The sequence below is a fragment of the Flavobacterium sp. NRK F7 genome (assembly GCF_024054195.1).
In the GTDB taxonomy this organism is placed as follows: Bacteria; Bacteroidota; Bacteroidia; order Flavobacteriales; family Flavobacteriaceae; genus Flavobacterium.
In genome coordinates, this window is sequence record NZ_JAMXLB010000001.1 from 3,622,347 (window position 1) to 3,647,919 (window position 25,573).

26 protein-coding genes and 2 tRNA genes are annotated in these 25,573 nt (G+C 32.5%); 5 read left to right on the plus strand and 23 right to left on the minus strand.

Going from position 1 to position 25,573, the window contains the following annotated elements; translation table 11 throughout:
- Position 1: 1 nt before the first annotated feature.
- From NHF47_RS16585 to NHF47_RS16640, 12 genes are all read right to left on the minus strand, one after another.
- A complete protein-coding gene (locus NHF47_RS16585; protein WP_252765973.1) occupies positions 2–829 on the minus strand; it encodes a metallophosphoesterase in 828 nt (275 codons plus the stop codon).
- Complete coding sequence (locus NHF47_RS16590) at positions 814–2,148, minus strand: sodium:solute symporter (RefSeq protein ID WP_252765974.1); 1,335 nt, start codon at positions 2,146–2,148, stop codon at positions 814–816. The genes NHF47_RS16585 and NHF47_RS16590 overlap by 16 nt, the downstream gene beginning before the upstream one ends.
- An 8-nt stretch (positions 2,149–2,156) precedes the next feature.
- Complete coding sequence (locus NHF47_RS16595; RefSeq protein WP_252765975.1) at positions 2,157–3,599, minus strand: SusD/RagB family nutrient-binding outer membrane lipoprotein; 1,443 nt, start codon at positions 3,597–3,599, stop codon at positions 2,157–2,159.
- Positions 3,600–3,611: 12 nt separating this feature from the next.
- The gene (locus tag NHF47_RS16600; RefSeq protein ID WP_252765976.1) at positions 3,612–6,803 is read right to left on the minus strand and encodes a SusC/RagA family TonB-linked outer membrane protein; all 3,192 of its coding nucleotides are present in this window, start codon (positions 6,801–6,803) and stop codon (positions 3,612–3,614) included.
- A 50-nt stretch (positions 6,804–6,853) separates the two neighbouring features.
- Positions 6,854–7,537 (minus strand): DUF2064 domain-containing protein, encoded by a 684-nt coding sequence (locus NHF47_RS16605; RefSeq protein ID WP_252765977.1) that lies wholly within the window; start codon positions 7,535–7,537, stop codon positions 6,854–6,856.
- Between the two features lie 9 nt (positions 7,538–7,546).
- Positions 7,547–8,599, minus strand: a complete 1,053-nt coding sequence (gene arsS / locus NHF47_RS16610; RefSeq protein ID WP_252765978.1) for an arsenosugar biosynthesis radical SAM (seleno)protein ArsS — start codon at positions 8,597–8,599, stop codon at positions 7,547–7,549.
- A 92-nt stretch (positions 8,600–8,691) separates the two neighbouring features.
- On the minus strand, positions 8,692–9,027 hold the full coding sequence (locus tag NHF47_RS16615) for an arsenosugar biosynthesis-associated peroxidase-like protein (RefSeq protein WP_130734070.1): 336 nt from the start codon (positions 9,025–9,027) through the stop codon (positions 8,692–8,694).
- A gap of 3 nt (positions 9,028–9,030) precedes the next feature.
- Positions 9,031–9,531, minus strand: coding sequence for a rhodanese-like domain-containing protein (locus NHF47_RS16620; RefSeq protein WP_252765979.1), 501 nt, complete (start codon positions 9,529–9,531; stop codon positions 9,031–9,033).
- A gap of 95 nt (positions 9,532–9,626) precedes the next feature.
- Positions 9,627–10,193: a hypothetical protein gene (locus NHF47_RS16625; RefSeq protein WP_252765980.1), complete on the minus strand. Its 567-nt coding sequence runs from the start codon at positions 10,191–10,193 to the stop codon at positions 9,627–9,629.
- Between the two features lie 74 nt (positions 10,194–10,267).
- Positions 10,268–11,182: an AraC family transcriptional regulator gene (locus NHF47_RS16630; protein WP_252765981.1), complete on the minus strand. Its 915-nt coding sequence runs from the start codon at positions 11,180–11,182 to the stop codon at positions 10,268–10,270.
- A 19-nt stretch (positions 11,183–11,201) separates the two neighbouring features.
- Positions 11,202–11,966, minus strand: a complete 765-nt coding sequence (locus NHF47_RS16635) for an SDR family NAD(P)-dependent oxidoreductase (RefSeq protein ID WP_252765982.1) — start codon at positions 11,964–11,966, stop codon at positions 11,202–11,204.
- A gap of 90 nt (positions 11,967–12,056) precedes the next feature.
- A complete protein-coding gene (locus NHF47_RS16640; protein WP_140996370.1) occupies positions 12,057–12,422 on the minus strand; it encodes a helix-turn-helix domain-containing protein in 366 nt (121 codons plus the stop codon).
- Between the two features lie 101 nt (positions 12,423–12,523).
- Between NHF47_RS16640 and NHF47_RS16645 the strand changes: the two genes are divergently transcribed.
- The gene (locus NHF47_RS16645) at positions 12,524–13,156 is read left to right on the plus strand and encodes an NAD(P)H-dependent oxidoreductase (RefSeq protein WP_252765983.1); all 633 of its coding nucleotides are present in this window, start codon (positions 12,524–12,526) and stop codon (positions 13,154–13,156) included.
- Positions 13,157–13,245: 89 nt separating this feature from the next.
- Here NHF47_RS16645 and NHF47_RS16650 read toward each other — a convergent pair whose 3' ends face one another.
- Positions 13,246–13,497: a hypothetical protein gene (locus tag NHF47_RS16650; protein WP_252765984.1), complete on the minus strand. Its 252-nt coding sequence runs from the start codon at positions 13,495–13,497 to the stop codon at positions 13,246–13,248.
- A gap of 10 nt (positions 13,498–13,507) precedes the next feature.
- A complete protein-coding gene (locus NHF47_RS16655) occupies positions 13,508–14,416 on the minus strand; it encodes an NAD(P)/FAD-dependent oxidoreductase (RefSeq protein WP_252765985.1) in 909 nt (302 codons plus the stop codon).
- A gap of 129 nt (positions 14,417–14,545) precedes the next feature.
- Here NHF47_RS16655 and NHF47_RS16660 point away from each other — a divergent pair, with 129 nt between their 5' ends.
- Entirely contained in the window at positions 14,546–14,932 is a 387-nt protein-coding gene (locus NHF47_RS16660; RefSeq protein ID WP_252765986.1) for a Fur family transcriptional regulator, read from the plus strand.
- Positions 14,933–15,039: 107 nt separating this feature from the next.
- On the opposite strand, the gene NHF47_RS16665 is transcribed toward NHF47_RS16660, so the two are convergent.
- The 8 genes from NHF47_RS16665 to NHF47_RS16700 all read right to left on the minus strand — a co-directional run bounded on the left by NHF47_RS16665 (position 15,040) and on the right by NHF47_RS16700 (position 21,614).
- Positions 15,040–15,124, minus strand: a tRNA-Ser gene (locus tag NHF47_RS16665).
- A gap of 210 nt (positions 15,125–15,334) precedes the next feature.
- Positions 15,335–15,409 (minus strand) — tRNA-Val (locus NHF47_RS16670).
- 129 nt (positions 15,410–15,538) lie between these two features.
- A complete protein-coding gene (locus NHF47_RS16675; protein ID WP_252765987.1) occupies positions 15,539–16,753 on the minus strand; it encodes a folylpolyglutamate synthase/dihydrofolate synthase family protein in 1,215 nt (404 codons plus the stop codon).
- A gap of 129 nt (positions 16,754–16,882) precedes the next feature.
- Positions 16,883–17,692, minus strand: a complete 810-nt coding sequence (locus tag NHF47_RS16680; RefSeq protein ID WP_252765988.1) for an energy transducer TonB — start codon at positions 17,690–17,692, stop codon at positions 16,883–16,885.
- 158 nt (positions 17,693–17,850) lie between these two features.
- Positions 17,851–18,246, minus strand: coding sequence for a biopolymer transporter ExbD (locus tag NHF47_RS16685; protein ID WP_252765989.1), 396 nt, complete (start codon positions 18,244–18,246; stop codon positions 17,851–17,853).
- Positions 18,246–18,950: a MotA/TolQ/ExbB proton channel family protein gene (locus NHF47_RS16690; RefSeq protein ID WP_140996461.1), complete on the minus strand. Its 705-nt coding sequence runs from the start codon at positions 18,948–18,950 to the stop codon at positions 18,246–18,248. Before NHF47_RS16690 ends, NHF47_RS16685 begins: the two co-directional genes overlap by 1 nt.
- Positions 18,951–18,999: 49 nt before the next feature.
- Positions 19,000–20,358 (minus strand): sodium:proton antiporter NhaD, encoded by a 1,359-nt coding sequence (gene nhaD, locus NHF47_RS16695; RefSeq protein ID WP_252765990.1) that lies wholly within the window; start codon positions 20,356–20,358, stop codon positions 19,000–19,002.
- Between the two features lie 29 nt (positions 20,359–20,387).
- Entirely contained in the window at positions 20,388–21,614 is a 1,227-nt protein-coding gene (locus NHF47_RS16700; RefSeq protein WP_252765991.1) for a Glu/Leu/Phe/Val dehydrogenase dimerization domain-containing protein, read from the minus strand.
- A 174-nt stretch (positions 21,615–21,788) separates the two neighbouring features.
- Between NHF47_RS16700 and NHF47_RS16705 the strand changes: the two genes are divergently transcribed.
- Both NHF47_RS16705 and NHF47_RS16710 read left to right on the plus strand, forming a co-directional pair.
- A complete protein-coding gene (locus NHF47_RS16705) occupies positions 21,789–22,382 on the plus strand; it encodes a TetR/AcrR family transcriptional regulator (protein ID WP_252765992.1) in 594 nt (197 codons plus the stop codon).
- A 39-nt stretch (positions 22,383–22,421) separates the two neighbouring features.
- Positions 22,422–23,270: an alpha/beta hydrolase gene (locus tag NHF47_RS16710; RefSeq protein ID WP_252765993.1), complete on the plus strand. Its 849-nt coding sequence runs from the start codon at positions 22,422–22,424 to the stop codon at positions 23,268–23,270.
- Here the strand turns inward: NHF47_RS16710 and NHF47_RS16715 are convergent.
- The gene (locus tag NHF47_RS16715; RefSeq protein ID WP_252765994.1) at positions 23,263–24,330 is read right to left on the minus strand and encodes an anhydro-N-acetylmuramic acid kinase; all 1,068 of its coding nucleotides are present in this window, start codon (positions 24,328–24,330) and stop codon (positions 23,263–23,265) included. The genes NHF47_RS16710 and NHF47_RS16715 overlap by 8 nt on opposite strands.
- Positions 24,331–24,421: 91 nt before the next feature.
- Between NHF47_RS16715 and NHF47_RS16720 the strand changes: the two genes are divergently transcribed.
- Positions 24,422–25,561, plus strand: a complete 1,140-nt coding sequence (locus NHF47_RS16720; protein ID WP_252765995.1) for an acyl-CoA dehydrogenase — start codon at positions 24,422–24,424, stop codon at positions 25,559–25,561.
- Positions 25,562–25,573 lie beyond the last annotated feature (12 nt).

Consider the following 25,573-nt stretch of genomic DNA (forward strand, 5'->3'; position numbering starts at 1 on the left):
TTTAAAATGTAATGGGGTTTCCCTGCATTTTTGTTTCTGTTTCAGGTAAAATTTCGGTATTGTCCCAAATACCTGTTAAAATGGTTTTCGCGTATTCCTTTGGCAAACCGTTTTCCAACATTAATGCATTCGTTAAATTATGGTTATAAGTCAGTGATTTATGTTCGAAAGTTACTAAATTATTCTTTTCTTCTAAAATAACATACCAAACTGCCGTATTCCCGTCATTAGCTGGCATACCAATAACCCCTGGATTTAGCCATAGCAACTTATTTTTTTCTTGATGAAAGGGTAAACCACAATGTCCAGCAACAATAATATCACTCTGAGTTACATCAAAATTAGCTTGTTTCTTTTCCCAAGAAGTCGATTTAAAAATAAATTCTGAAGTATTAAAAAAAGAGCCATGCACCACAGTAATTCGTTTATTAGCAAAACTAAAATGAATAAATTCGGGTAGTTTCTTTATGAATTCCAAAGAAGAATATGTGAGTTTACTTTTAGCATAAGGATACCAAAGTTGGGAAAAATTATCACATCTAGAGCCTTGTGTAAAATCGCACCCACAATCATCGGCATTTTCACTTAATTGAAGTTCTACATTACCCGCAATACTTTTAGCCTTCCATTGCTTAAAGAACTGAATCGTTTCTTCTGGTTGGGCGCAATAACCAATAATATCACCTGTTGAAATACAATTTTCAGGAGCAATATTCTCAATTTTTGCTATTTCAGCAATCGCTTCTAAAGCTTGAAGATTACTATAAACGCCACCAAAAAGCAATATTTTTCCTTTTAGCAACCCTATGTTTTCTATTTTTTTATCCATTTTGGCAAACAGTATAAAATGATACAAGTAGTAATTCCCCATACGTTTACCCATAATAAATCGGCATATTTGCCATTGGTAAACTGCAATTCATTGGGAAACCAATTAAAAACTAATAAAAAGCCAAACAACAAACCCGTAAGTACGCTCAGATAGAAACTAATGTATGGGACTTTCATCTTCCAAAATAAAAAGACAGGTGTTAATCCTATTACCATAGTTCCTGAAATGGTCGTTGCTGATAAAATTTCAGCATTTAGAAATACAGGAATGGTCCCAAGAACAGCTAAAACCACCATTGAAAGTCTTCCAAAAGTTATTGTTTTACCTAATTTTAAATCGATAGCGGCTAATTTTGAAAAAGAAGAAAATGTAGAATCGATAGTAGAAGCAGCAGAAGTAATCATAATAAAATTAATCACCAATAAAACAAGAACTCCAAAAGCTTTTCCTACAGCAATAGCGGCATCCCCAACCATCCCTTGCATTTTAGCATACACGCCTATGATACTAAAAAGAACGATACACAAACCACCTAGAAAACTGGCCCAAATAAAACTTTTCCGAGTTACTTTAGGTGAACTAATAAAAGCCCTATCGGTCAAAACAGGATCATGAAAAGGATAACTAAAAGACTGCAGAATTGCTGCAAAAAAAAGATTCAATCCCAATTCAAAATTCCAAGTACTGGAATGAATTACTGTAGTAACGGTAAATGATTCCATTGAAAAAACTTTCCATAAAATAATAATAAGTAATACAGAGAACAACACCATTTGAATTACATCTGTAAAAATAGAACTACTTAATCCTCCTTTTAATGAATAAGCCAATATTAAAAAAGTAAATACAATTATAGCAATATAATAACTCCAACTTCCTTGCGTCCCAAAATAACTACCAATTACCATAGTATTACTCCATACTTCATTAAAAAGTCGAATAGCAATTAAGATTGAAAATAACAGCATTGCTTTCTTACCAAATTTATGTATTAAAAATTGATGAATACTTGTGTAATTTCCTTTGGTACGCAATTGATAAATTAGAATTCCTGCTACCGCAAATGACAAGTAATAGGCAGCGTAAGCTAACCCTCCAAGAATTCCAAATTCCAATCCGAGATTGGCAGCATTAGTAATGCTTTTGGCAAAAATCCAAGAAATAATTAAGCTCCCAGTAAGCACCATCGTATTTGGTGCTTTACGGTTTTGTATCGCTTTATAAAATTGATCAGTTGTTTTAGCAAATGGAGAAAGAAAAAAAAGTATCAAACTAGACACTATCATAATTATCCATTGCCCATCCATTATTCCCATTCGTCCAATTATTCATCCCACCAAACTGGGAAATTAATACTATTATTATTTGTTGCATTTGCAGCCAGAATATAATTTTCTCTATTTAACGCTTCTTCTTCAGCGGGATAAGGCATTCGTATTGGCAAAAGATTATTATTTAAACTGGCAGCTATCGTTCTTAGTTCAGGAAAACCTGTTCTTCTATATTCTATCCAACTTTCATAACCGTTAATAATGTTAGCAATCCATTTCTGAGTTATGATTTGTTGTATTGGAGTAGTTCCTACAGCATTGTAAGCAGCTGGACCTGTTAAATAATTTGTTGGTAAAGGTGTGTTCCAATATTCAAAAGCTAAAGCCACTCCATTTTCGTATAAGAGTTGTGCATCAGCTGTAATTAAACCTCTTTCAGCGGCTTCCGCTAATGCAAATTGCACTTCCCAAGCTGTTAAAAAATTAGCATCTAATGTCGACGTATCTTCTCTAAATACAGTTCCTGCTAAAGAATAATTCGATAAGGCAACTGAAGTACTTGATGCATCGATTCCATTCAATAAACCGTTAAACTCTCCAGATGTGGAATTTGCAAAAGGGCGAAATAATTTTTCAATTCTTGAGTCGTTTAAATTGTTCAATATATCTTCCATCGTTTCCGACAATACAAAATTGTTAAAATCACCCACTCTTAATTGAGCCAACCTAAAACTATTGGGAGCTGTATTCGTAAAATTAAAAATAGCATTTTGAGAATTTATCATTATATAATTTCCTTCGTCAAATAACGTTTGCAACTCTTGACTTACATCAACTTTTGCAGAAATGCGCAATAAATATTTTATTTTCAAAGATTTTGCAAATCTAATCCACGATTCTAAATTTCCATTAAATAGAATATCACCTTGCAAAGGAATAGCATCTGAATAACTTTCTATTTTTTCAATCCCTTTATCTAAATTATCTAAAATACCACCAGCGTTTAAATAAATACTCTCTTGAGAATTGTATGCGGGTGTAACTTCCCCTTCAGTTCCATTAAAAGCATCAAAATAAGGTACGTCGCCGAATAAATCGGTTAAACCTGCAGCCATATAGGCTTTTAAAATTAAAGCAGGGCCTTCGTATACTTTCAAAGTAGTACTTTGTCTTGACAGTTTTATAATAATTTCATTATCTCTTAAATTCTTATAAAAAACGGGCCATGGATTTCCTCCTAATTGAGGTGATTTTAAAGCATGTCTATCAAACAGATTAAAATCAAGCGCAGTTCTATGTTGGGCTAATAAATCTCCAGCTACAAAACCTTCATAACTCATGTTTTCACCAAAATCATATATAACTTGACGTAATAACAAATTCGGTTGTACGGAATTCGGTGCATTTGGGTTCGTGTTTATTTCTTCGAAATCTTTGGTACAACTATTCAACAGAAGTAACAAAAATAGATTTATAGTATATATCGTTTTTTTCATCTTAATTCGTTTTTAGAAGTTAAATCCAAGTTTAAAACCAATACTTCTTGTAGTTGCATAACTCATATCTTCTACTCCACTTACAAAACCACTTCCCTGAACAGCCAATTGTTCTGGGTCAAAATGAGGATTTTCTGTAATAGCAAATATATTGTTACCAATAATTGACATGCTTATTTGTCCCTCATCTTTTAAGCCCATAAAACCTTCTTTAACCTTAAAAGTATAGCCTACTGAAAATTGTCTTAGTTTTAAAAATGAAGCATCATAAATATTATTTTCCTCGTGATTTCTGTCATAATATTGACGGTAATAACTTTCCGCTGAAACAGCAACTGAATTAGGTTGACCTGAAGAAGTTACACCTTGAGCAACAATCCCATCGGAAGGTCTGTATACCGTTTCTGCTAATTGACCGCCTACATTTCCTAATGCTTTTGTTCTTGAAACTAGTTCACCGCCTTGTCTCCAATCGAAAAGAAAGCTAACATTCCAGTTTTTATAGTTTAAATTATTGGACCATCCCAAAGTAAAATCTGGATTATAATTACCTAATTTTTGTAAATTATTATCTGCAATGTAACGCCCATTGTCGTCGATAATAAATTGACCTTGCTCATTTTTCAAATAACCTGTTCCATAAAAATCACCAATTCTTCCTCCCTCTTCTACTTGAAACCAAACCGTTTGATTGGCACTATCGTAAATTCTACTGTAAGCCAAAGTTAAACGCCCTCCTTCTTGTGGCAAACTTTTGATAACAGAACGACTCTGAGCAAAATTAAAAGTTGTACTCCATTTAAAATGTTCAGTTTGAACAGGTATCGCATTTAAAATTATTTCAACTCCTTCGGTATTTACTTTTCCTCCATTAACCACTTGTTGATTGTAACCAGAAGAAATGGCAATGGGTAAAGAAATAATTTGATCTTTCGTAATGGCATTATAATAAGTAATATCAAAATTGAATCGATCTTTAAAGAAACGTATATCTGTACCCAATTCATAGGAAGTGGTTTGCTCTGGTTTCAAATTAGCATTGGGAATAAAATTCTGATTACTAAAAGTGGGTTGACTGTTATAAGGTGTTTGTGACACAAATGCTCCAGAAGTTTGGTACGGACTTGTATCATTCCCAACTTGAGCAACACTCGCTCTCAATTTTGTAAAAGAAATACTTTTGGGTAAATCGATTACATTAGACAACACAAAACTTGAAGATATTGAGGGATAAAAAAAGGAAGTTCCACTTACGGAAAAAGGAGTTGCTAACGCACTAGACCAGTCATTTCTCCCTGTAATATCGAGATATAGATAATCTTTGTAGCCTAATTTTACTAACCCATACAGAGAGTTAATTCTTTTTTTACTTTCAAACTGAAATACCTCAACAGGTGATGCTGCATTATTTAAATTAAAAATTCCAGGTTGCGCTAAATTAACTGTTTGTGATTGTTTTGTTACTGCTGTTCTATCCATACGGTTTCCTCCGAAAGAAAAATCAAAAGAAAAATCTCTAAATAAATTAGAGTAATTGAATAAAAAATCTGTATTGACTTCTCTGTACTTTACATCATGTTCTGCATAGCCTCCATTTTTAAATCGATTACTACTAAAATTACGCCTCATTTGTCTTGTTTCTGCACTATAATCCATCCCAGTTCTAACCGTGACAGTAAGTTTATCTACAATTTGTTGTTGCACCAAAAGATTACCAAAAACTCGATCTCTTTCAAAAGAGTTTCTGTTTTCTAACAACGTAAAATAAGGATTATCAAAATAGGTATAATTGAAGGAATATTGCTGAATCCCTTCTAGACCAGGTTGCCAATACTTTTTTAAACTGTGAATGTCTAAAGATCTTGGTCCCCAACCCACCAATGCGTAGTTAACGTTTTCACTTCCGTATCCATTAGAAGGTCTATTATCACTACTAGAATGCACATAATTTATAGAAGAGGAAACAGTGGTTTTATCAGACGGATTAAAATTTAGTTTAGCCGCAACTGTTTGACGGTCTAAATTCACACCTGGTATAATAGCTTCACTCCTCAAATCGGTAAAAGACAAGCGGTAATTTCCTTTATCAAATCCATTAGATAAAGCGATATTATTAATGGTGGTGTTACCAGTTCTGTAAAAATCTTTTAAATTATTTGGATGCGAAATAAAAGGTGTAGGTGTAATAGATAAACCGTCATATAAAGAAGTATCACCTCCACGAACAAAATTTCCATCTGATAATTGAACTGGACTATCGAACTGAGGAATGAGCAAACCTTGGTCTAATCTTGGTCCCCAAGAATAACTAATTAAATCATTGGTCCCTCCTCCTAATCCATCTACAAAGGCAAATTGCCCTGAATTTCCTTGTCCGTATTCATTTTGAAAAGCAGGCAATTGAAAAGCAGAATCTACCATTAAAGAAGAATTAAAACGAACACTAAATCCATTCTTTTTATGACCTTCTTTTGTTTTAATTACAATGACGCCATTAGATGCTCGTGTACCATACAAAGCAGCAGCACTTGGTCCTTTTAAAACAGAAACCGATTCAATATCATCAGGATTTACTTCCATTGCTCCGTTACCATAATCAATTTCTTGAAAACCAGCTGCTGCTTCATTCGTAAAATTAAAAACCGTTTCATTATTTATTGGAATTCCATCAACAACAAACAAAGGATTATTATTAGAAAAAGAAGCTTCTCCTCTAATCGTTATTTTAGAAGAAGACCCCACACCTGTAGGTCCTTGTGTAATGGTAACACCAGCAACTTTCCCAGCTAAATTATCTAAAAAGTTGACTGTTTTTACTTCTTCTAATTCTTTGGCTTGAAGGGTTTGAACAGTATAACCCAGTTCTTTTGACTCTCTTTTTAAACCAAGAGCTGTTACCACTACTTCTTTTAAGTTCTCACTTTCTTCCTCCAATGCAACATCGATTTGTGTTTGTTTACCTACCACAATGGTTTTGGTTTTAAAACCCAAATAGGAAAAAGTTAGTTTTGCTTCGGCATTAGAGACATCTATAGTATAATTTCCATTTTCATCTGTGGTTGTGCCTTCAATTGAAGTAGCAGTAATAGTTACATAAGGTAGTATTGCACCATCATTTGAACTAGTAACTTTTCCTTTAACAGTAATTTGAGAGTAGCTGGCCCACGAAAAAGTGAGCAGTAATAAAATATAAATTTGCTTCATTTAAATAGTAGTATATAATTAATAGTATTCTGATCATCAGAAATAAGAAATTATACTACTATTGGAGAACCTTTGTTATATGTATTTAATTGAAAAAAATAATTTATTTTTTCAACTATATATGAGGAAATCTGGTTTACAAATAAGACTAACGCTACTAGTAATTGTAATAAAGAAAAATAGACCTTTTTAAAGCTATTAATGAAGAAGACAACATCACGTAGTGTATCTAAATCAGATAATGTTTCTAAAAAGGATACTTTTACTTTATGAGCTTCAAAAAGATGATGTAAGGCTATGCTTAAATTACTTTTTTGCCAAGGCAGTTGCAAAAATGATTTCGCATCAAAATGTTGTTTTTTTATTCCCAACAAATAAAATCCACCATCTTTTGCTTTTCCAATAACAGAATCGTTAGTTATTAATTCGGTATGAGCTTTTAAAATTAGTTGAGACGTTAATTGTGGGGTATCATTTCCAATAGTTATAATGGATTCGTAACCTAAATCGTACACGGATTGAATTGCGTTCACAAATCGCTCTGCAAAAGAATTTCCAATTTGATTGTCTTCTGTAAATAAGAAAAAAGGCAATTGTGTATTGTGAACCAATCGCATAGTGTGCTCTTGCAAGGATTCAAAAACTGCTTTTGAATTTTGAAAAGTTTTTATTTTTGCTTCATAAGCTGCCGAATGAGCAAAAATTAAAATAGCTGTTTTTGAATCTCTCATCATATCCTTTCTTTAAACAACTACACCTTGACAACTACTTCCTGCTCCAGCAGTACATCCATAACAATGTTGTGAAATAATAATATTTCTACGATGCAATTCTTCTTCGTTAAATTCAGAAATATGTTTTGATTTTGAAGCGACTTTCAACCCTAACATTTGATTGAAATCACAATCGTACAACCAACCGTCCCAACTTACCGAAATGGTATTGGTACACATTACATTAGCCACAGCTGCCGGATTATATGCTTCAACTAAAGCATACATATAATCTTCATAATTATCTGATGCAATTAGGTAATCTAAAAATCGAGAAATAGGCAAATTGGTAATCGCAAATAAATTATGAAAATCAATATTAAAATCTTCTTTTAATGCTTTTTTAAAATCTTTTTCCATATCCATTTGATTCGCAGGTAAAAAAGCTCCTGAAGGATTGTATACCAAATCGAGTTTTAGATTACTCCCAGGCATACCATAGCCTACAGCATTTAATTCTTGTAAGGCTTTAATTGATTTATCAAAAACACCATCCCCTCTTTGAACATCGGTTCTCCCTTTGGTCCAATGCGGCATAGAACTTACTATATGAATGTTGTGCTTTTTGAAAAATTCAGGTAAATCGTAATATTTTTTATTTGCTCGAATGATTGTTAAATTAGAACGAACAATAAAATCTTTAACACCAATTTTAGAAGCTTCTTCAACAAACCATCTAAAATGAGGATTCATTTCCGGTGCGCCTCCAGTTAAGTCTAATGTATTTACAGCGGTTGTTTTTAGTACCTCTAAAATTTGTTGCATGGTTTCTTGGGTCATAATTTCCTTTCGATCAGGACCAGCGTCCACATGGCAATGTGCGCAAACCTGATTACACATATAACCTACATTAATTTGTAGAATTTCAATTTTCTTTGGTAGCAAAGGAAACTGATTCGTTTTAGCAATCTGATCGGCAAAAGTAGGCAATGAACCATCCTTAAAAATCCCATTAGAAAGTATTTCCAATTGCTTTTCTGTTTTAGACAACGGACTTTCTTTGGCTTGAAGTGATTTCAACATATTTTTTTGTTTCTTCTAATTGTGTAATCTAAACAAAAATAGACTAACATTTGCGAGAGAAATGTTAGCTATTTTACATATATACGAAAAAACTACATGGATAGTTTTTTATATTTATTCATCATTTGAACCCCATGAACTAAAGCGGCACCACTTTTGATCGCAGCGGTAACATGAACTGCTTCCATCATTTCTTCTTTTGTAATTCCTCTTTTCAAACCGTCTCCTGTGTAAGCATCAATACAATAGGGACACTGAACAGCATGAGAAACAGCTAAGGCTATTAATGATTTTTCTCTTGCAGAAAGGCTTCCTTCTTCAAATACTTTACCATAATATTCAAAAAAACTATTTCCTAATTCTTCACTCCATTCAACGATTTTTCCAAATTTTTTTAAATCAGCAGGATCGTAATACGTTTTTTCCATGGTTTATTTTTTATTTTTATTATATATTTTTGTTCCCTTTAAAAGATATTTCCCCCACATTTTTGAAAAAGCATGTACTTCTTCTGTTTCTTCACCATTCATATTTACAACTGGATTATCTTTATTCTTCCATTCAAAAATACCACCGTATAAATTTCTAACATTTGTATATCCTAATTTTAACAATTTCTCTCCAATGTTTTCGCTTCTTACTCCTAAAGAACAATACACTACTAATGGCGTATTTTTATTTGGAAAAGAAATTAGAAATTTTTCAGCATTGAATTTTTTATAGCCAACATATATCGCGTTATCTAAATGACTTACTTTGAATTCTTCTGGTTCTCTAGCGTCAAGAAGAGTTACATCATCTGTACCTTTCAATTCTTCTACAGTGATGTAAGGAACCGAATTTTTATTAAATTGTTGAATTACATCTGGGATCGTTTTTTGTCCAAAACTCAGTTGTAGGAATAAGAGAAGAAACAAGTTTATTGGTTTCATTATAAAAAGGTAATTTAAATACAAATGAAAAACACTATGAAATTACAAAATATAAAATGATTTAAACGGGGTGGTAATCAATTTATAACTGTATTTTATTTTTTTGCTCCTTTTAAATTTGCTTTAGTTTGACCTGCAACTTTAAAAGAATATATCATTTTATCCATTACTGCTTCATAATCAGACTTTCTATTTAAAAGGGTCCAAGTCATGATTTGGTAATAATTAGTAACACCGTTAACAAATGCAATTTCATAGAAAACATCGTAATCTTCAATTTTACCTTCAAATTTTAATAATTTCGCTTCTAAAGAATTAATAACTGTATCTTTTTCTTTTTTATTTTTAAATGCAATATTGCTTTCTAAACTTGTTGAAAGTAATTCAACATATCCGTTAAAATCATTGGAATAGATATCTTCAAGTTCGTTTAGCGTAATTGCTTGTTCCACTTCTTGCTTGCTTTCATCTATAACAATAATATATAATTCCCTAAAAGGATTTTGATATTGCAAAGAAGCGTCATCGTTTAAATCATTTGTCTTAGAAAGATAACTTGGAAGCTGTAAAGCATAATTTTTAACTTCAATTTTTTTAAATTCTTCTTCCTTACTACAAGAAAGAAATAGAAGTGTTACAAATAAAAAGTAGATTTTTTTCATTGATATATCGTTTATATTACAAAAATATAGAATAAAAAATGAAAAAATCGCATCTTTTTATGGCATAATGTGATTTAATTGAATCGTTCTCTAAACATCATTGGAGTTAAACTCGTCTTGGCTTTAAAAAGTTTACTAAAAGATTGCGAGTGTTCAAAGCCTAACTCAAAAGCAATTTGACTTACAGAAAGTGTCGTAGTAGAAAGTTTTTCTTTGGCTTTTTCAATTAATTTTTCATGAATGTGTTGTTGTGTGGTTTGTCCAGTAAGCGATTTCAACAAACTACTAAGATAGGTAGATGAAATATGTAGCGCATCTGCAATATATTGAACCGTTGGTAAACCAATATTATTTTCATCGTTGAAATAATCCTCAATCATTTTTTCAACCTGATCCAAAATCTTATGATTATTTACTTTTGTTGTGAGGAATTGGCGTTGATAAAATCGATCGGAATAATTTAATAAGGTTTCAATTTGCGAGATAATAATACTTTGACTGAATTGGTCTAAGTTTCCATTATATTCTAATTCAATGTTAGCGACTATTCCTTTTAAAAGAATTTCTTCTTTTTCCGTTAAAAATAAGGCTTCATTGACCGCATAATCAAAAAACGCATATTTTTTTATGGTTTGTGCCAAAGGAGTATTCCAAAGAAAATCAGGATGAATCATTAAAATCCAACCGCTTTTAGGGCTAGCTATTTCGGCTATAGGCTCAATCCCAAAGACTTGATTAGGTGCAATGAAAAACATTACACCTTCATCAAAGTCATAATTACCTTGTCCATATTTGTATTTTGTTCCTACACTTCTTTTACAAGAGATATGATAAAAGTCGAAAACAAAATTTTTATGATTCACTTCTTTAGAGCACTCCACTTTGCTATAGTCAAAAAGACTAATTAGAGGATGCTGAGGAGCAGGCAGTCCTTTCATTTTATGAAATTCCGCGATAGATTTTACGCGATGTACATTAGGCTCATTCATAACTCAAATTTACACTATTTTACACCATCATACCACCAGAAAGTTCAATACGTTGACCATTCATCCAACCTGCTTCTGGAGTACAAATAAAAGCCACAACACCGCCTATATCTTCTGGTTCTCCTACACGACCTAAAGCTGTAATACTAGCTATTGCATTTCTTTTCCCTTCATCCGATTTATTAGAACCACCACCAAAATCGGTTGCAATTGCTCCTGGAGCAACGCAATTAGCCGTGATTTTTCTGGGTCCTAATTCCTTTGCCAAGCATTTGGTATAGGTTTCAATAGCGCCTTTCATACTTGCATAAGCAGAAACATTTGGAAAAGAAACACGCGTTAAACCAGAAGAAATATTTATAATTCGTCCTCCATCATTTAAAGTTGGTAACAATTTTTGTGTTAAAAAATAAACCCCTTTAAAATGAATGTTCATCATGTTATCGAAAGCTTCTTCAGTTGTATCGGTTACCGAACCATACACTCCAGTTCCTGCATTATTAATTAAAAAATCAAAATTAGGTGATCCTTCATGCTCCAGTAAATGTTGGCTCACTTTTTCAACAAAAGCATCAAAAGTATCTATCTTGCTTGTATCGAGTGGATAAGCAATTGCTTTTTGACCTAAAGCCAACACTTCAGCAACAACCTTATCCGCTTCAACTGTATTCGTATGATACGTAAAAATAATGTTGTTTCCTTTTTTAGCTAGGCTAAGAACCATGTCTCTACCTAACCCTCTGCTACCTCCTGTAACTAGAGCAATTTTTGTTTTTGTTTCCATAAGTACTTCTATTATTAACTATTTATGGTACAAATTTCTGAACTCTAACCAGAGTTTAAGTAGCCAAATCTTTGAATATTGTAGCTGAAATTATTCTTCATCTAACCTTCTCATAGTTCTATATTCTATTCCCCAATCTGCTATGGTTTCTGTAACTTTTTTTAATGATAATCCTATTTCAGTTAGAGAATATTCTACTCCTATTGGTTTTGTATCCAACACTTTTCTTTCAATAAGCTTATTCATCTCCAACTCTTTCAACTCTCTACTTAACATTTTACCTGAAATTCCTTCCACTTCATTTAAAAGATCAGAATACCTTTTATTTCCGTAGCACAATGACGTAATAATTGATATTTTCCATTTCCCTCCTATTATATATATTACATCGTGAACGGCTTTTATCTTGAGTAAACAAGTACCGTTTGTTGTTGCTTTTTCAATTGTTTCTTTCATCAGATGTTACTTTGTTACCTCTTTGTTACTATTACTTTTTGACACAAAGTTACTAAAAGTAACAAACATTCTATACTTTTGAAAAAAATAATCGCAATACTATGAGTTTAATTAATGATTTACATTGGCGATATGCCACCAAAAAAATGACAGGCGAAAAAGTCTCTCAAGATAAAATAGAATATATTCTAGAGGCTGCACGATTAGCTCCTTCTTCATCTGGTTTGCAACCCTATGAAATTTTTGTCATCAGCAACCCTACGCTTTTGGAAAAATTAAAACCCTATTCCTTCAATCAAGAACAAATAACACAATGTTCCCATTTATTAGTTTGGGCAGCTTGGGACAGTTACAGTTTAGAAAAAATTGAAAAAGAGTTTAACTATATTTTATCAGAAAGAGGTTTGCCATTAACACAAATGGATGATTATAAAAAGCTTCTATGGGGAATGTATGAACCTTTAGGCATAGAATGGCATGCGATTCACACTGCAAAACAAGCCTATATTTCTTTTTCAATGGCAATTGCTGCTGCTGCTGAGCAAAAAGTAGATGCAACTCCAATGGAAGGTTTTGATCCACAAGCTTACGATCAAATATTGGGCATGAAAGAAAAAGGTTTAAAAACAGCTGTTATATTACCTATTGGATATAGAGATAGTGGTAATGATTGGAATGAAAACTTGAAAAAAGTAAGAAGACCCATGGACCAACTGGTTACAGAAATGGAATAATAAAAAAAGCACTTTAGGTGCTTTTTTTATTATTCCATTTATACAAATTATTCCAGAATAATTATTTCCTTTCTTAAACATATTACCTTCTAATTTTTAACGCAAATGGTATCAGGCATGACCTGACATTCAAAACCCATTTGACGCACCATTTGCACTATAGATTCTACTGATATCCTTTCACCTTCTAGTCGAATCACCGTGTGTCCACAAGGGAAATGCAACACTGTTTCATTCAAATCATAATCAATTTTAAAATCTAAAAAACGATTGTAAAGCTGTTTGATAACCTTTTTTGCTTGATAATCTTTGGTAATGTTGGTGATAAAAACTTCAATCATAATCTATTATCTAAAACTCCTCATTAATTAATTCCATATTAACCATTGCGCCACAAATATTCCCTGTAGCAACTGCATTCGCTACTGAACGCATCAAGGAACTATTATCGCCACACGCATATATACCGGAAACAGTTGTTTTTTGAAATGCATCTACTTTTAAATGCCCCGTTTCAGTTATGTCACACCCTAATTCAACAGGAATAGTACAATGCTGTTGGAAAGGTATTGCAGCATAAACGGCTTCAAAATCTTCTCGACTTCCATCGTTAAAAACCAATTGGCTTACATATCCATCCTCATGTATGATTTCTATGATTTTTTTATCTATAATTCTAATGGTATGGCTCTCTAATTTTTGCAATTGCTCATTAGTAAACAATTGACTTTCTGAAGTAATTAAAGTAATATCTTGGGTTAAATTAGTAACCAAAGAAGCCAAATGAAATGCTTTTTCGCCTTGTGCTAAAATAGCCGTTTTTTTGTCTCTTATTTCATAACCGTGGCAATACGGACAATGCACTACAGATATTCCCCAACAATCTGAAAAACCTTTGATAGCAGGAAATACATCTTTTATACCTGTCGCAAAAATTAGTTTTTTTGCATCAAACACATCTGATTTATCTGTTAAAACACTAAAATAATTCTCTTTCTTTTCACCTTTTATAGCGATACCTTCATAAAATGAAACTGTATTATAGTGAAGTACTTGTTCCTTGGCTTTTTTAGTAATACTGTCAGGTTTTTCTCCGTCTAAAGTTATGAAATTATGAGAATGTGGCGTTTGTCGATTACAGGGCAATCCACTATCAATAATTAATACTTTTCGAAGAGAACGTCCTAAGGCCATAGCTGCTGACAAGCCTGCATAACTACCACCAATTAGTATAACATCATATGTATTGTCATCTTTCATATTCTTATTTATTAGGATTGTAAAACATTAACGCAACTTAATTGCATTAATTAACTTTGCAAATGTAAAAATATTTTATAATATTGCAACTTAATCGCATTAATTTAATGCAACTTAATCGCATTTGTGATGAAAAGAAGGAATACAGCTAGCCAGGAAGTCGTTTTAAACGTATTAAGTAGTACAAAAAAAGCAATGAGTCATGATGCTATTGAAAAAAAAATAGATATTGCTATTGACAGAGCCACGATTTACAGAATTTTAAATCGCTTTTGTGACGATGGGATTGTGCATAAGATAGTAGCAGATGATGGAAAACAATATTTTGCAGTTTGTATGAAATGTGATGAAAATAAGTTACCAAACAATCATTTTCATTTTAGATGTACTCATTGCGATACAATTGAATGTTTACCTTCTGTTGTGAATTTCTCCCTTCCAGAAAATTATCAAGTAGAAAAAGTGAATTGTGTTTTAGTTGGAACTTGTAAAGAATGTTTGAATGAGATGGAATAGTAAAAAAAGTTGCTACTACTCTTTTATTGAATTTTTAATGTAAAGTTGATTATAAAACAAAAAACCCTTACAAAATTGTAAGGGTTTTTAATTAGAGCCGTGCTCAGCGGAGAAAGAGGGATTCGAACCCCCGGACCTGTTACAGTCAACAGTTTTCAAGACTGCCGCATTCGACCACTCTGCCATTTCTCCAATAAGTCGCTATCATTTCCTGATTGCGAGTGCAAATATAGAAACCTTTTTCGAGTTTCAAAAAGAAAATTTAAAAAAAATACACTTTTTTTTGAATAAAATTACAACTAATTCATTATCAACTGTTTTTAAAGTTTCACACTTTTAAAGCAACAATTCAAAAAAGCATATAAATAAAAAATCCTACATTTCTGTAGGATTACATTTCTGTGGGCGATGAGGGGTTCGAACCCCCGACCCCCTCGGTGTAAACGAGGTGCTCTGAACCAGCTGAGCTAATCGCCCCAATAAATCGCAATCATTATTCTTTTATTAACTCACAGACCTTTATTTATTAAAGGTGTTCGTTGAACTTGTTTGCGGGTGCAAATATAAGACAGTTTTTATTATTTGCAAATCTTTTTTATTATTTTTTTATACTATTTCTGCAACAACAAATGTACTGCCTCCAACATAGATAAAATCTTCTAAAGTCGCTTCATTCTTAGCTTTTTCAAAAGCAACTGAAACTGAACCACATACCTCTCCATTCAATCCAAAAGCTTGGGCTTTCTCCTTTAAAACGAAAGCATCCAATCCTCTATCTAAATTGGGTTTACAAAAAAAATATTTTGCTCTTTTAGGAAACAATGGCAATATGGAATCTAAATCTTTATCATTTACAACTCCTAAAACAACATATAAGTTTTTATACGTTTCTTTTTTAATTTGATTCATTACTATTGACAAACCGTGACTATTGTGTGCCGTATCACAAACTATTTTTGGTTGTAATCCTAAAACTTGCCACCTACCCAACAATCCTGTATTCTGAACTACATTTAAAAACCCATCACGAATATGTTGCTCACTTATTTCAAAATGCTCTTTTACTACTTTTAAAGCCTCCAAAACCCCTTTTTTATTCGCTTTTTGGTATTCCCCTAACAAAGCACTAGGTAGTTCTTCCCATTCTTCATCTTGTGCAAAATAAATAGGCGCGGTTTCTAGTTTTGCTTTCTGCAAAAAGACTTTTTTTGTTTGTGGCAAGTATTCACTCACAACTATTGGTATATTCTTTTTTATAATTCCTGCTTTTTCAGTGGCAATTGCTTCTAAAGTATTTCCTAAAAATTGGGTATGATCCAAACCGATGTTGGTAATTACAGAAACCAAAGGCGTAATTACATTGGTAGAATCGAGACGACCACCCATTCCAACTTCTATCACAGCGACATCTACTTTTTCTTTTGCAAAATAATCAAAAGCTAAACCAACGGTCATTTCAAAAAAACTGAGTTGGTGTGCTTCAAAAAAAGCTTTATTTTCCGCTACAAACTCGACAACAAACTCCTTTTTTATCTTCTTCCCGTTGATTCGAATGCGTTCCCTATAGTCTTTTAAATGAGGTGAGGTATACAAACCCACTTTGTATCCGGCTTCTTGTAACACTGAGGCCAACAATGAAGACGTAGAACCTTTTCCATTGGTTCCAGCTACATGTATGGATTGAAATTGGGTTTCTGGATTTCCTAGATGATGCACTAATAAAAGCGTATTGGACAAATCCTTTTTATAGGCTGAAGCACCTTGTTGTTGAAACATCGGCAACTGTTTAAAAAGCCATTCGGTTGTTTCTTGATATGTCATTTTGAAATTCTGAAGCGAATGATTCGGTGTTTTTGGTTTCCATTTTCCCGCTATACCTTACAATCTAGGTAAACCTAGGATTTTCATTTCTATCGGGGCTATTAAAATACAATTTGGGTTTCTTTGGGATTATTGTCCTAAAGTAAAGTTCACTACCACAAAACCAATTTGTGTTTCTGGAGCATTGGCATCGGCTTGCCATTTAAAACTTTTAGCAGTTTCTAATGCAGGATTTACCAAACAAGGATTAGTATTTGTAGTTCCCTGACTTCTTTCTGCTTTTATAACATTTCCGCTTCTATTTACCCAGATTTTCACCACTACTTTCCCTTCTTCGTTACAGTCTTGTTGTCTTTTACTGTTTCCAGATAATTTTCTTCCAGCTAAACCCCAACCTGTTCCATTTCCTGAACCTGTTCCGTTACCTGAACCATTACCATAAAAGCTGTTGGCATAAATACTACCATTTGGATCTCCTTTATCACCAGGCAAACCATCATCACCATGACCTCCTTGGGCAGTTCCTTCCGATTTTGGACCATTTAAAATACTACTTAAAGCATTATTGGTTTGTTGAGAAGGCTTTGGCGTTTCAACTTTAGGTTTTGGAGTCTCTTTAGGTGTTTCTTTAGGCGGTTTTGGCGTTTCCTTTTTAGGTGTTACTACCACAGGTGCCTCTTCATCTTGTGTTAAGATTTCTTCTTCCACCGCTTTTACTGGTTCACTAACGGTAGGTTGTGGAGCGGATTGTATGGGTTCTGTGGGTTGAATTTCTCCTTGACCTACATCGCTAGTTCCAAAATTAATAGCTATACCATTTTCGGGTGGTGGATCCATATAGGTTAACCCTAGAAAAATACATAAGAAAAGTAGTATTGCAAAAATCACACTGGTAATTGCAAACGATTTTTTTTCTTCTGGTGTTTCAAGAAATTTCATTTCTCAGCATTTATGTTTTATACGACACTACTTGTATTACTTCTCATTTTCCTAGCCCTGATAGCAGTGGAAATCCTTTTATTTTTTTCTTCAACCAATCAATTAAAGTAGAAAAAAATAAAAGATTGCAACGAATAGCAGGAAACAGCTCCAAAAAATTATTTTGGATTAACTGCGACTACCATTTTTATCCCATTCCTGTAAGCAATATCCATTACGTATACTACTTTTTCATGAGGAACTGATTTTTCGGCACGCAACACTATGGCTTTGTTCTCATTATTTTCTAGGATTGCCAATAATTGATTTTCCAATTGTGTTTCTTCTACCTTATCTTTATCAATAAAAAAACTTAAATCTTTATCGATACTAACCGAAATATTTTTGTTACTATCGGTTTTTCCTTTTCCTTTTGGCAAAACCAAATCTAAGGCATTTGTAGTAACCATAGTAGAAGTTAGCATAAAAAAGATCAACAACAAAAACACGATGTCAGTCATAGACGACATGTTGAATTCCGTTGAAACTTTATTTTTATTTTTACCAATCTTCATTATACAGGCTCATTTAATAAATCCAAGAAATCTACCGCGTTAGCTTCCATTTGATTCACCACTTTATTGGTTTTTACTACCAAATGGTTGTAACCAATATATGCAATAATACCGACAATTAACCCTACTACGGTAGTAGTCATTGCGGTGTAGATACCTTCTGCCAAAGAACCCACTTCAATTTGTCCGCCACCGCTTGCCATTTTATGAAAAGCAAGAATCATACCAACAACAGTTCCTAGGAAACCAATCATTGGGCCGGCACCAGAAATCGTAGCCAGCATACTGGTGTTTTTCTCCAATTTATACAATTCTAAATTACCCGCATTCTCAATTGCAGTGTTGATATCTTCAAGTGGTTTCCCAATACGAGAAATTCCTTTTTCGATTAATCGAGCTACTGGAGAATTGGTTTGTGCGCAAAGCATTTTTGCTGCATCGATTTTTCCAGTAGTGATATTCATTTTAATATTATTCATAAAACTAGCATCTATTTTACTAGCTTTATTAATTGCCATTAGTCTTTCAAAATAAAGAAACAAAGCAAAGAACAATAAAATAAACAACACTAAAATGATAACTTGACCACCTATACCGCCACTGGTTAATAATTCCCAGATGGAAAGTGTTTTTTCAACAGGTTGATCCTCTAATAAAGCTTCATTAGCCACCGCTAAACTATCTACTTGAAGAAATATACTCATACAAATTATTTTATAAACTAATAACGTTAAACTACTTGAAAAATTATATTTAGTGTACTACGTTTAAAAGAAAGTCTCTAATAAAAACAAATCCGATAGCACCTGCTAAGAAACCAACTAATGCCAACCAACCTATTTTCTTTAAGTACCAAACAAAATCGATTTTTTCCATTCCCATAGCTACCACACCAGCCGCAGAACCAATAATCAACATACTTCCTCCAGTACCTGCTGCATAAGCAATAAAATGCCAAGCGGGTTCATCTGTACCAATTTGAAACATTCCAATACTCGCCGCTACTAAAGGCACGTTATCTATAACTGCTGAACCAGCTCCTAACAATAAAACTACTAAATCAGAAATTTTTGTAGAAGCATGTTCCGTACCTAAATAAGGCACATTATTTTCTAATATTCCTGCAAAATCAAACAACATTCCTAACGATTCCAAAGCAGCAACCGACATTAAAATACCTAAGAAAAACAAGATACTTGGCATTTCAATTTTAGAAAGTGATTTATGAACTGGACTATGATGTGACCCTGAATCCTCTCCTGCATCACTAACGGTAAATTTTCTATTACTCAAAAATTCTGCTACTGCAGCTACAACTGCCAGAGACAACATCATTCCTACATAAGGAGGTAAATGTGTGATAGTTTTAAATACGGGTACAAACAGAATAGAACCTAACCCTAAATAAAACATGATACTACTATATTTAGGTGATGCTACTCCATCTTCTGCTTCGGGTTCGATATAGCCTTTAAAAATTTTCATACGAGCAGCTATAAATGTTGGTACCGCAAAACATAAAATAGAAGGAATTAATACATGCTCAATTAATTGAGATGCAGAAACTTTATTTGCAATCCATAACATGGTTGTGGTAACATCTCCAATTGGCGACCAAGCACCACCCGCATTTGCAGCAATAACAATTAATCCAGCAAACCATAATCGAGTTTCTTTCTCTTTGATAATTTTTTGAAGAATGGTGATTAGAACTATTGTTGCAGTTAAATTATCTATAATAGCAGATAAAACAAAAGCTAAGATGGTAAACAACCACAATAGTTTCGATTTACTTTTTGTTTTTATAAACGATTTAATCGTTGAAAACCCATCAAAGTAATCGATAATCTCAACAATGGTCATGGCTCCCATTAAGAAAACCAAAATTTCAGCAGTTTTTCCAAGATGATGTAACAATACACCTTCCAAGTGATGTGGTTCTTTTCCTATACCAGGAACGACATCAAACACCTGCAAATGATTCACTGCAATTAATGCCCACAAAATAGCCATCATCGCTAATGCAGGAATTAATTTATCGATTTTTAAAGAATGTTCCATAGCTATCGCTAAATAACCAAGAACAAATATTACTATTAGTAAAATTTCCATTTTTTATTAAGTTAAATTCGGGTTTGGTTTTAGATAAGTTGCTTTAGGGCAATTTCAAAAGCACGAGCGCTTATATTTTTCTTATCTGGATTAAGATTATATACTTTTTGTAAAGCATTTTTAATTACAGTTGAAGTATCTGAAAAAATAGCATCATCAGTCATTTGTACTTTTTTCTCCATGAAATAAGCAAAGACTCTAGCCATTCCACAATTTGCAATAAAATCTGGAATCAAACTTACTTTAGAATCTGTTTCTTCCATAATTGCTCCAAAGAAAATTTCTTTATCTGCAAAAGGGACATTGGCTCCACTTGATATCACTTCTAATCCAGAGGCAATCATTCGATCCACTTGAGATTTAGTTACCAATCTTGAAGCCGCGCATGGAGCAAAAATTTGGGCTTCAATAGACCATATTTTTTCATTTATTTCCTCAAAAGGAATCATATTTTGCGCTACTAATTTATTCCCATCTTTGTTTAAGAAAAGTGCTTTTATTTCTTCAAATGTAAAACCATTTTCGTTTATTAACCCACCATCTCTATCAATAATACCCACTACTTTTGCACCCATGTCGGCCAAATAAAAAGCAGCAGCAGAACCTACATTACCAAATCCCTGAACAATAGCCTTCTTACCTTTCACATCACCACCAAAAATAGAATAATAATGCCTTACTGCTTCCGCTACACCATAACCCGTAATCATATCGGCAACTGTATACTTACGATTTACATTAGGAGAAAAACTCGGGTTTTCGATTACTTTTATAACACCTTGGCGTAATTGTCCAATTCTATTGATTTTATCAGCTTCTGTTGGCTTAAAATGACCATTAAAAACGCCTTCTTGAGGGTGCCATACTCCACAGTCTTCTGTCATTGGAATTACTTCATGAATTTCATCTACATTTAAATCTCCTCCTGTTCCGTAATAATTTTTTAATAAAGGAGAAACTGCTTTATACCATCTTTCTAAAACTCCTTTTTTACGAGGATCATTTGGATCAAAATTAATTCCAGATTTAGCACCTCCAATTGCTGGTCCCGATACTGAAAATTTCACCTCCATTGTCTTTGCTAATGAAAGCACTTCATTCATATCTAACCCTTTTCTCATACGAGTTCCACCACCTGCAGCACCACCTCTTAATGAGTTAATAACTGTCCATCCTTCTGCTTCAGTTTCTGGATCTTTCCAATTGAATACTATTTCTGGTTCTTTATTTTCAAATTTTTTAAGTAATTCTTTCATTATGATATTAAAATTGGTAGACAAATTTAAGTTTTTACTTTTTTTTAAAAGGTATTTTTAAAGTAATATTTTCAAAGAGCTTATTATTTAACAATTTATTCACATTATTTTACTCCTTTTAAAAATTTACAACAATTTATTTTTATTTTTAGATACCAATTGGTATCTTTGAATATGAGGAAGCCAGAACAAACGAAAGAAAAAATTTTAAGAGAATCTTCTATACTCTTTAACACCAAAGGTTATAAATCTACTTCTATTAGTGATATAACCAATGCAACTGGTTACACAAAAGGAGCGATTTACAGGCATTTTGAAAACAAAGACAATTTAGAAATACAAGCGTACGAAAAGATGGTTCGTTTCATCTTTACCAATTTGAAAACTAAAATTAGGGAAGCAAAAAATACGAAAGACAAACTTTTCATTTTTTTAAATCATTTTGAAAACTATATTATTAATGAAAACTTTGCAGGTGGCTGTCCATTATTAAATGTTTCCATTGAAGTAGACGACACCAATTGCGACTTGAAATACAAAGCTCAAAATACACTTACCGTTTTTAAAGAAACCATTAAGACTATTATAACTAATGGAAAAACACACCAACAAGTGCAATTAAACACTAATGAAGAATTAGTAGCCTCAGTTATTATAGCTTCATTAGAAGGAGGGATAATGATGAGCAAACTAACACAATCCGAAAAAGACATTAAAAATGTAGTAATCCATCTCAAAACGTGGATTGAAAAAGATATTTTATTATAAAAAAATTTAAAATAAAAAATACCGATTGGTATCTTAATTATGAGAAAAAAAATTAAAAAAATTATTCAGAAAAGTGTTGGCTATTATTTCAATGCATTAGCTTATGTAAGTCCAAAAACATTGGAAAAACAAGGTTTTCAATTATTTTGTAATCCAATGGCTAAAACTATAAAAACACATCAATTGCAATTTTTAGAAAAAGGCAAAAATGAAATTCTAACAATTGAAAGCGAAAAAATTCAAACCTATAAATGGGGAAACGGCAGTAAAAAAATTGTATTTATCCATGGTTGGGCAAGTCACTCGTTTCGATGGAAATCGTACATTGAGAATCTAATAGAAAATGATTTTACTGTATATGCATTTGATGCTCCAGCGCATGGATTATCCACTGGAAAAATGTTACATGTTGTTTTATATGGCAAAGCTATCAATCAAATGATACTTCATAACCAAGAAATTGAATACATAGTAAGCCATTCCATTGGTGGTTTTGCAACTACGTATTGGTTACAACATTATAAAAACAATACAAAAAATATTAAAAAAGTGGTAATTATGGGAGCTCCAGGTGAAGCCAAAGATTTTTTTGATTTTTACCAATCTATACTCGGTTTATCACAAAAAGCAATTGAAATTATTAGTCGTTCTTTTACCAAAAGACTTGGGCACGAACCTAGCTATTTTTCTGCATCAAAATTTGCAACAGATTTAGAAAAAGACTGCTTAATTATTCATGATAAAAAAGATAAAGATACCAATCCAAATTATTCTATTGAATTGAATAAAAACTGGAATAAAAGTCAATTAATTTTAACCGAAGGATTAGGTCATAATTTAAAAAGTAAAAATTTAGAACAAAAAGTAATCGATTTTATTCTTAATTAACATTATAAATCACTCCCGAACAATGATCCTGTGCCGCTCCAGTTACTGAAGCCAATGTATTATTTTCATTTCTTAATTTTAACACCCCGAGAAATCCAAAAATAAGAGCTTCTTTAAATTCAATTAACTGGTTATCAGGCACAACTAAAAGTACGTTTGGCAAATAATACTGAATTCTTTCAATTAAAAATTCATGATAGGCACCGCCACCCGTAATTAAAATTGTTTTAGAATTATTGTTACAATTCTGCGCTATTTGAAAAGCAATATGTTCTACGAAAGTTCTCAAAATAGTTTCAATTGGCAAACTAAAATTTTCAATAATTGGAAATATACATTTATGAACAAATTCCATTCCTAAAGATTTCGGGAAAGGTTCTTTATAAAATGATATCAGATTTAATTTTTCAAACAAATTACTATCTAAAAGACCAGATTTAGCAATTTTACCTTTATCATCGTAATCTAATCCTAATTGATTCACATAATAATTCAATACGGTATTAACTGGCGAAATATCATACGCAATTCTTTTTCCATAATATTCAAAAGATATATTAGAAAAGCCTCCTAAATTCAAGCAATAATCATAATTTGAAAACAATAACTGATCCCCAATTGGTACTAAAGGAGCGCCTTGACCACCTAAGAGTACATCTTGTACTCGAAAATCGCACACTATAGGATAATTTAACAAACTTCCTAATTTAGGCAAATTTCCTATTTGTAAAGTAAAACCATTCTCTGGCTGATGTAAAATCGTATGCCCATGACTACAAATAGCATCTATCTTAACTAAACTATATTTTTCAATGAATTCTAAAATAATAGTAGCTAATAAACCAGTATAGGATTCATTTAAAGAAATCAATTCATTTTCGTTAAGATAGAAACCATTTTTCAATTTGTTTACCCAGTCTGTTGTGTAGGGAACAGTTTCTGAAAACAATATTTTGAAAGACCAATGTTCCTTTTTTTCAAAATTGATATAAGCCAAATCCACTCCATCAAGCGAAGTCCCTGACATTACTCCTATAACGTTGTAGTTTTCTTTAAACATGGGTTAAAATTACAAATTGTTATTGAAAAATAAGCAATAAATACCTACATTTGGTACGGATTTTAAAAATAATTAAATAGTATTCAATAAAATGGATTTTAAGCTAACCGAAGAACAAATAATGATTCAACAGGCGGCAAGAGATTTTGCTCAAACAGAATTATTACCTGGTGTCATAGAAAGAGATGAACATTCAATTTTTCCAACAGAACAAGTAAAAAAAATGGCAGAACTAGGTTTCCTTGGTATGATGGTTGACCCAAAATACGGAGGAGCTGGTCTAGATAGTATTTCATATGTTTTAGCGATGGAAGAAATTGCTAAAATTGATGCTTCAGCTGCAGTTATCATGTCAGTAAATAATTCTTTGGTTTGTGCTGGAATTGAAAAATATTGTAGTGAAGAACAAAAACAAAAATATTTAGTACCTCTAGCTAAAGGAGAAGTAATTGGTGCTTTTTGTTTGTCGGAACCAGAAGCTGGATCAGATGCGACTTCACAAAAAACCACCGCAATTGATAAAGGAGATTATTATTTGTTAAATGGTACAAAAAATTGGATTACCAATGGTGGAACAGCATCCACTTATATAGTTATTGCTCAAACTGATGTAGAAAAAGGACATAAAGGAATTAATGCCTTCTTAGTTGAAAAAGGTTGGGAAGGTTTTTCTATAGGTCCAAAAGAAAAGAAAATGGGCATTAGAGGATCTGACACACATTCATTAATGTTTTCAGATGTTAAAGTACCAAAAGAAAATAGAATTGGTGCTGATGGTTTTGGATTCAATTTTGCGATGGCTGTACTAAATGGTGGTCGTATTGGTATTGCTTCTCAAGCATTAGGAATTGCCCAAGGAGCTTATGAATTAGCTTTGAAATACGCTCAAGAAAGAGTAGCATTTAAAAAACCTATTATGCAACATCAAGCAATTGCATTTAAATTAGCAGACATGCACGTTCAAATTACTGCTGCAAGAATGTTATGTTATAAAGCTGCATCTGAAAAAGACAATGGTGAGGATATTTCACATTCTGGAGCTATGGCTAAATTATTTGCATCTGAAACGGCTATGAATACCACTATTGAAGCGGTACAAATTCATGGAGGTAATGGATATGTTAGCGAATATCATGTAGAAAGAATGATGAGAGATGCTAAAATCACTCAAATTTATGAAGGAACTTCTGAAATTCAAAGAATTGTTATTTCAAGAGGTTTAACAAAATAAAAAATTATAAGC

Excerpts from the sequence above, each read along its gene's own strand:
- NHF47_RS16585 (WP_252765973.1), bottom strand. The coding sequence starts at position 829 with ATGGATAAAAAAATAGAAAACATAGGGTTGCTAAAAGGAAAAATATTG.
- NHF47_RS16590 (WP_252765974.1), bottom strand. The coding sequence starts at position 2,148 with ATGGGAATAATGGATGGGCAATGGATAATTATGATAGTGTCTAGTTTG.
- NHF47_RS16595 (WP_252765975.1), bottom strand. The coding sequence starts at position 3,599 with ATGAAAAAAACGATATATACTATAAATCTATTTTTGTTACTTCTGTTG.
- NHF47_RS16600 (WP_252765976.1), bottom strand. The coding sequence starts at position 6,803 with ATGAAGCAAATTTATATTTTATTACTGCTCACTTTTTCGTGGGCCAGC.
- NHF47_RS16605 (WP_252765977.1), bottom strand. The coding sequence starts at position 7,537 with ATGATGAGAGATTCAAAAACAGCTATTTTAATTTTTGCTCATTCGGCA.
- arsS (WP_252765978.1), bottom strand. The coding sequence starts at position 8,599 with ATGTTGAAATCACTTCAAGCCAAAGAAAGTCCGTTGTCTAAAACAGAA.
- NHF47_RS16615 (WP_130734070.1), bottom strand. The coding sequence starts at position 9,027 with ATGGAAAAAACGTATTACGATCCTGCTGATTTAAAAAAATTTGGAAAA.
- NHF47_RS16620 (WP_252765979.1), bottom strand. The coding sequence starts at position 9,531 with ATGAAACCAATAAACTTGTTTCTTCTCTTATTCCTACAACTGAGTTTT.
- NHF47_RS16625 (WP_252765980.1), bottom strand. The coding sequence starts at position 10,193 with ATGAAAAAAATCTACTTTTTATTTGTAACACTTCTATTTCTTTCTTGT.
- NHF47_RS16630 (WP_252765981.1), bottom strand. The coding sequence starts at position 11,182 with ATGAATGAGCCTAATGTACATCGCGTAAAATCTATCGCGGAATTTCAT.
- NHF47_RS16635 (WP_252765982.1), bottom strand. The coding sequence starts at position 11,966 with ATGGAAACAAAAACAAAAATTGCTCTAGTTACAGGAGGTAGCAGAGGG.
- NHF47_RS16640 (WP_140996370.1), bottom strand. The coding sequence starts at position 12,422 with ATGAAAGAAACAATTGAAAAAGCAACAACAAACGGTACTTGTTTACTC.
- NHF47_RS16645 (WP_252765983.1), top strand. The coding sequence starts at position 12,524 with ATGAGTTTAATTAATGATTTACATTGGCGATATGCCACCAAAAAAATG.
- NHF47_RS16650 (WP_252765984.1), bottom strand. The coding sequence starts at position 13,497 with ATGATTGAAGTTTTTATCACCAACATTACCAAAGATTATCAAGCAAAA.
- NHF47_RS16655 (WP_252765985.1), bottom strand. The coding sequence starts at position 14,416 with ATGAAAGATGACAATACATATGATGTTATACTAATTGGTGGTAGTTAT.
- NHF47_RS16660 (WP_252765986.1), top strand. The coding sequence starts at position 14,546 with ATGAAAAGAAGGAATACAGCTAGCCAGGAAGTCGTTTTAAACGTATTA.
- NHF47_RS16675 (WP_252765987.1), bottom strand. The coding sequence starts at position 16,753 with ATGACATATCAAGAAACAACCGAATGGCTTTTTAAACAGTTGCCGATG.
- NHF47_RS16680 (WP_252765988.1), bottom strand. The coding sequence starts at position 17,692 with ATGAAATTTCTTGAAACACCAGAAGAAAAAAAATCGTTTGCAATTACC.
- NHF47_RS16685 (WP_252765989.1), bottom strand. The coding sequence starts at position 18,246 with ATGAAGATTGGTAAAAATAAAAATAAAGTTTCAACGGAATTCAACATG.
- NHF47_RS16690 (WP_140996461.1), bottom strand. The coding sequence starts at position 18,950 with ATGAGTATATTTCTTCAAGTAGATAGTTTAGCGGTGGCTAATGAAGCT.
- nhaD (WP_252765990.1), bottom strand. The coding sequence starts at position 20,358 with ATGGAAATTTTACTAATAGTAATATTTGTTCTTGGTTATTTAGCGATA.
- NHF47_RS16700 (WP_252765991.1), bottom strand. The coding sequence starts at position 21,614 with ATGAAAGAATTACTTAAAAAATTTGAAAATAAAGAACCAGAAATAGTA.
- NHF47_RS16705 (WP_252765992.1), top strand. The coding sequence starts at position 21,789 with ATGAGGAAGCCAGAACAAACGAAAGAAAAAATTTTAAGAGAATCTTCT.
- NHF47_RS16710 (WP_252765993.1), top strand. The coding sequence starts at position 22,422 with ATGAGAAAAAAAATTAAAAAAATTATTCAGAAAAGTGTTGGCTATTAT.
- NHF47_RS16715 (WP_252765994.1), bottom strand. The coding sequence starts at position 24,330 with ATGTTTAAAGAAAACTACAACGTTATAGGAGTAATGTCAGGGACTTCG.
- NHF47_RS16720 (WP_252765995.1), top strand. The coding sequence starts at position 24,422 with ATGGATTTTAAGCTAACCGAAGAACAAATAATGATTCAACAGGCGGCA.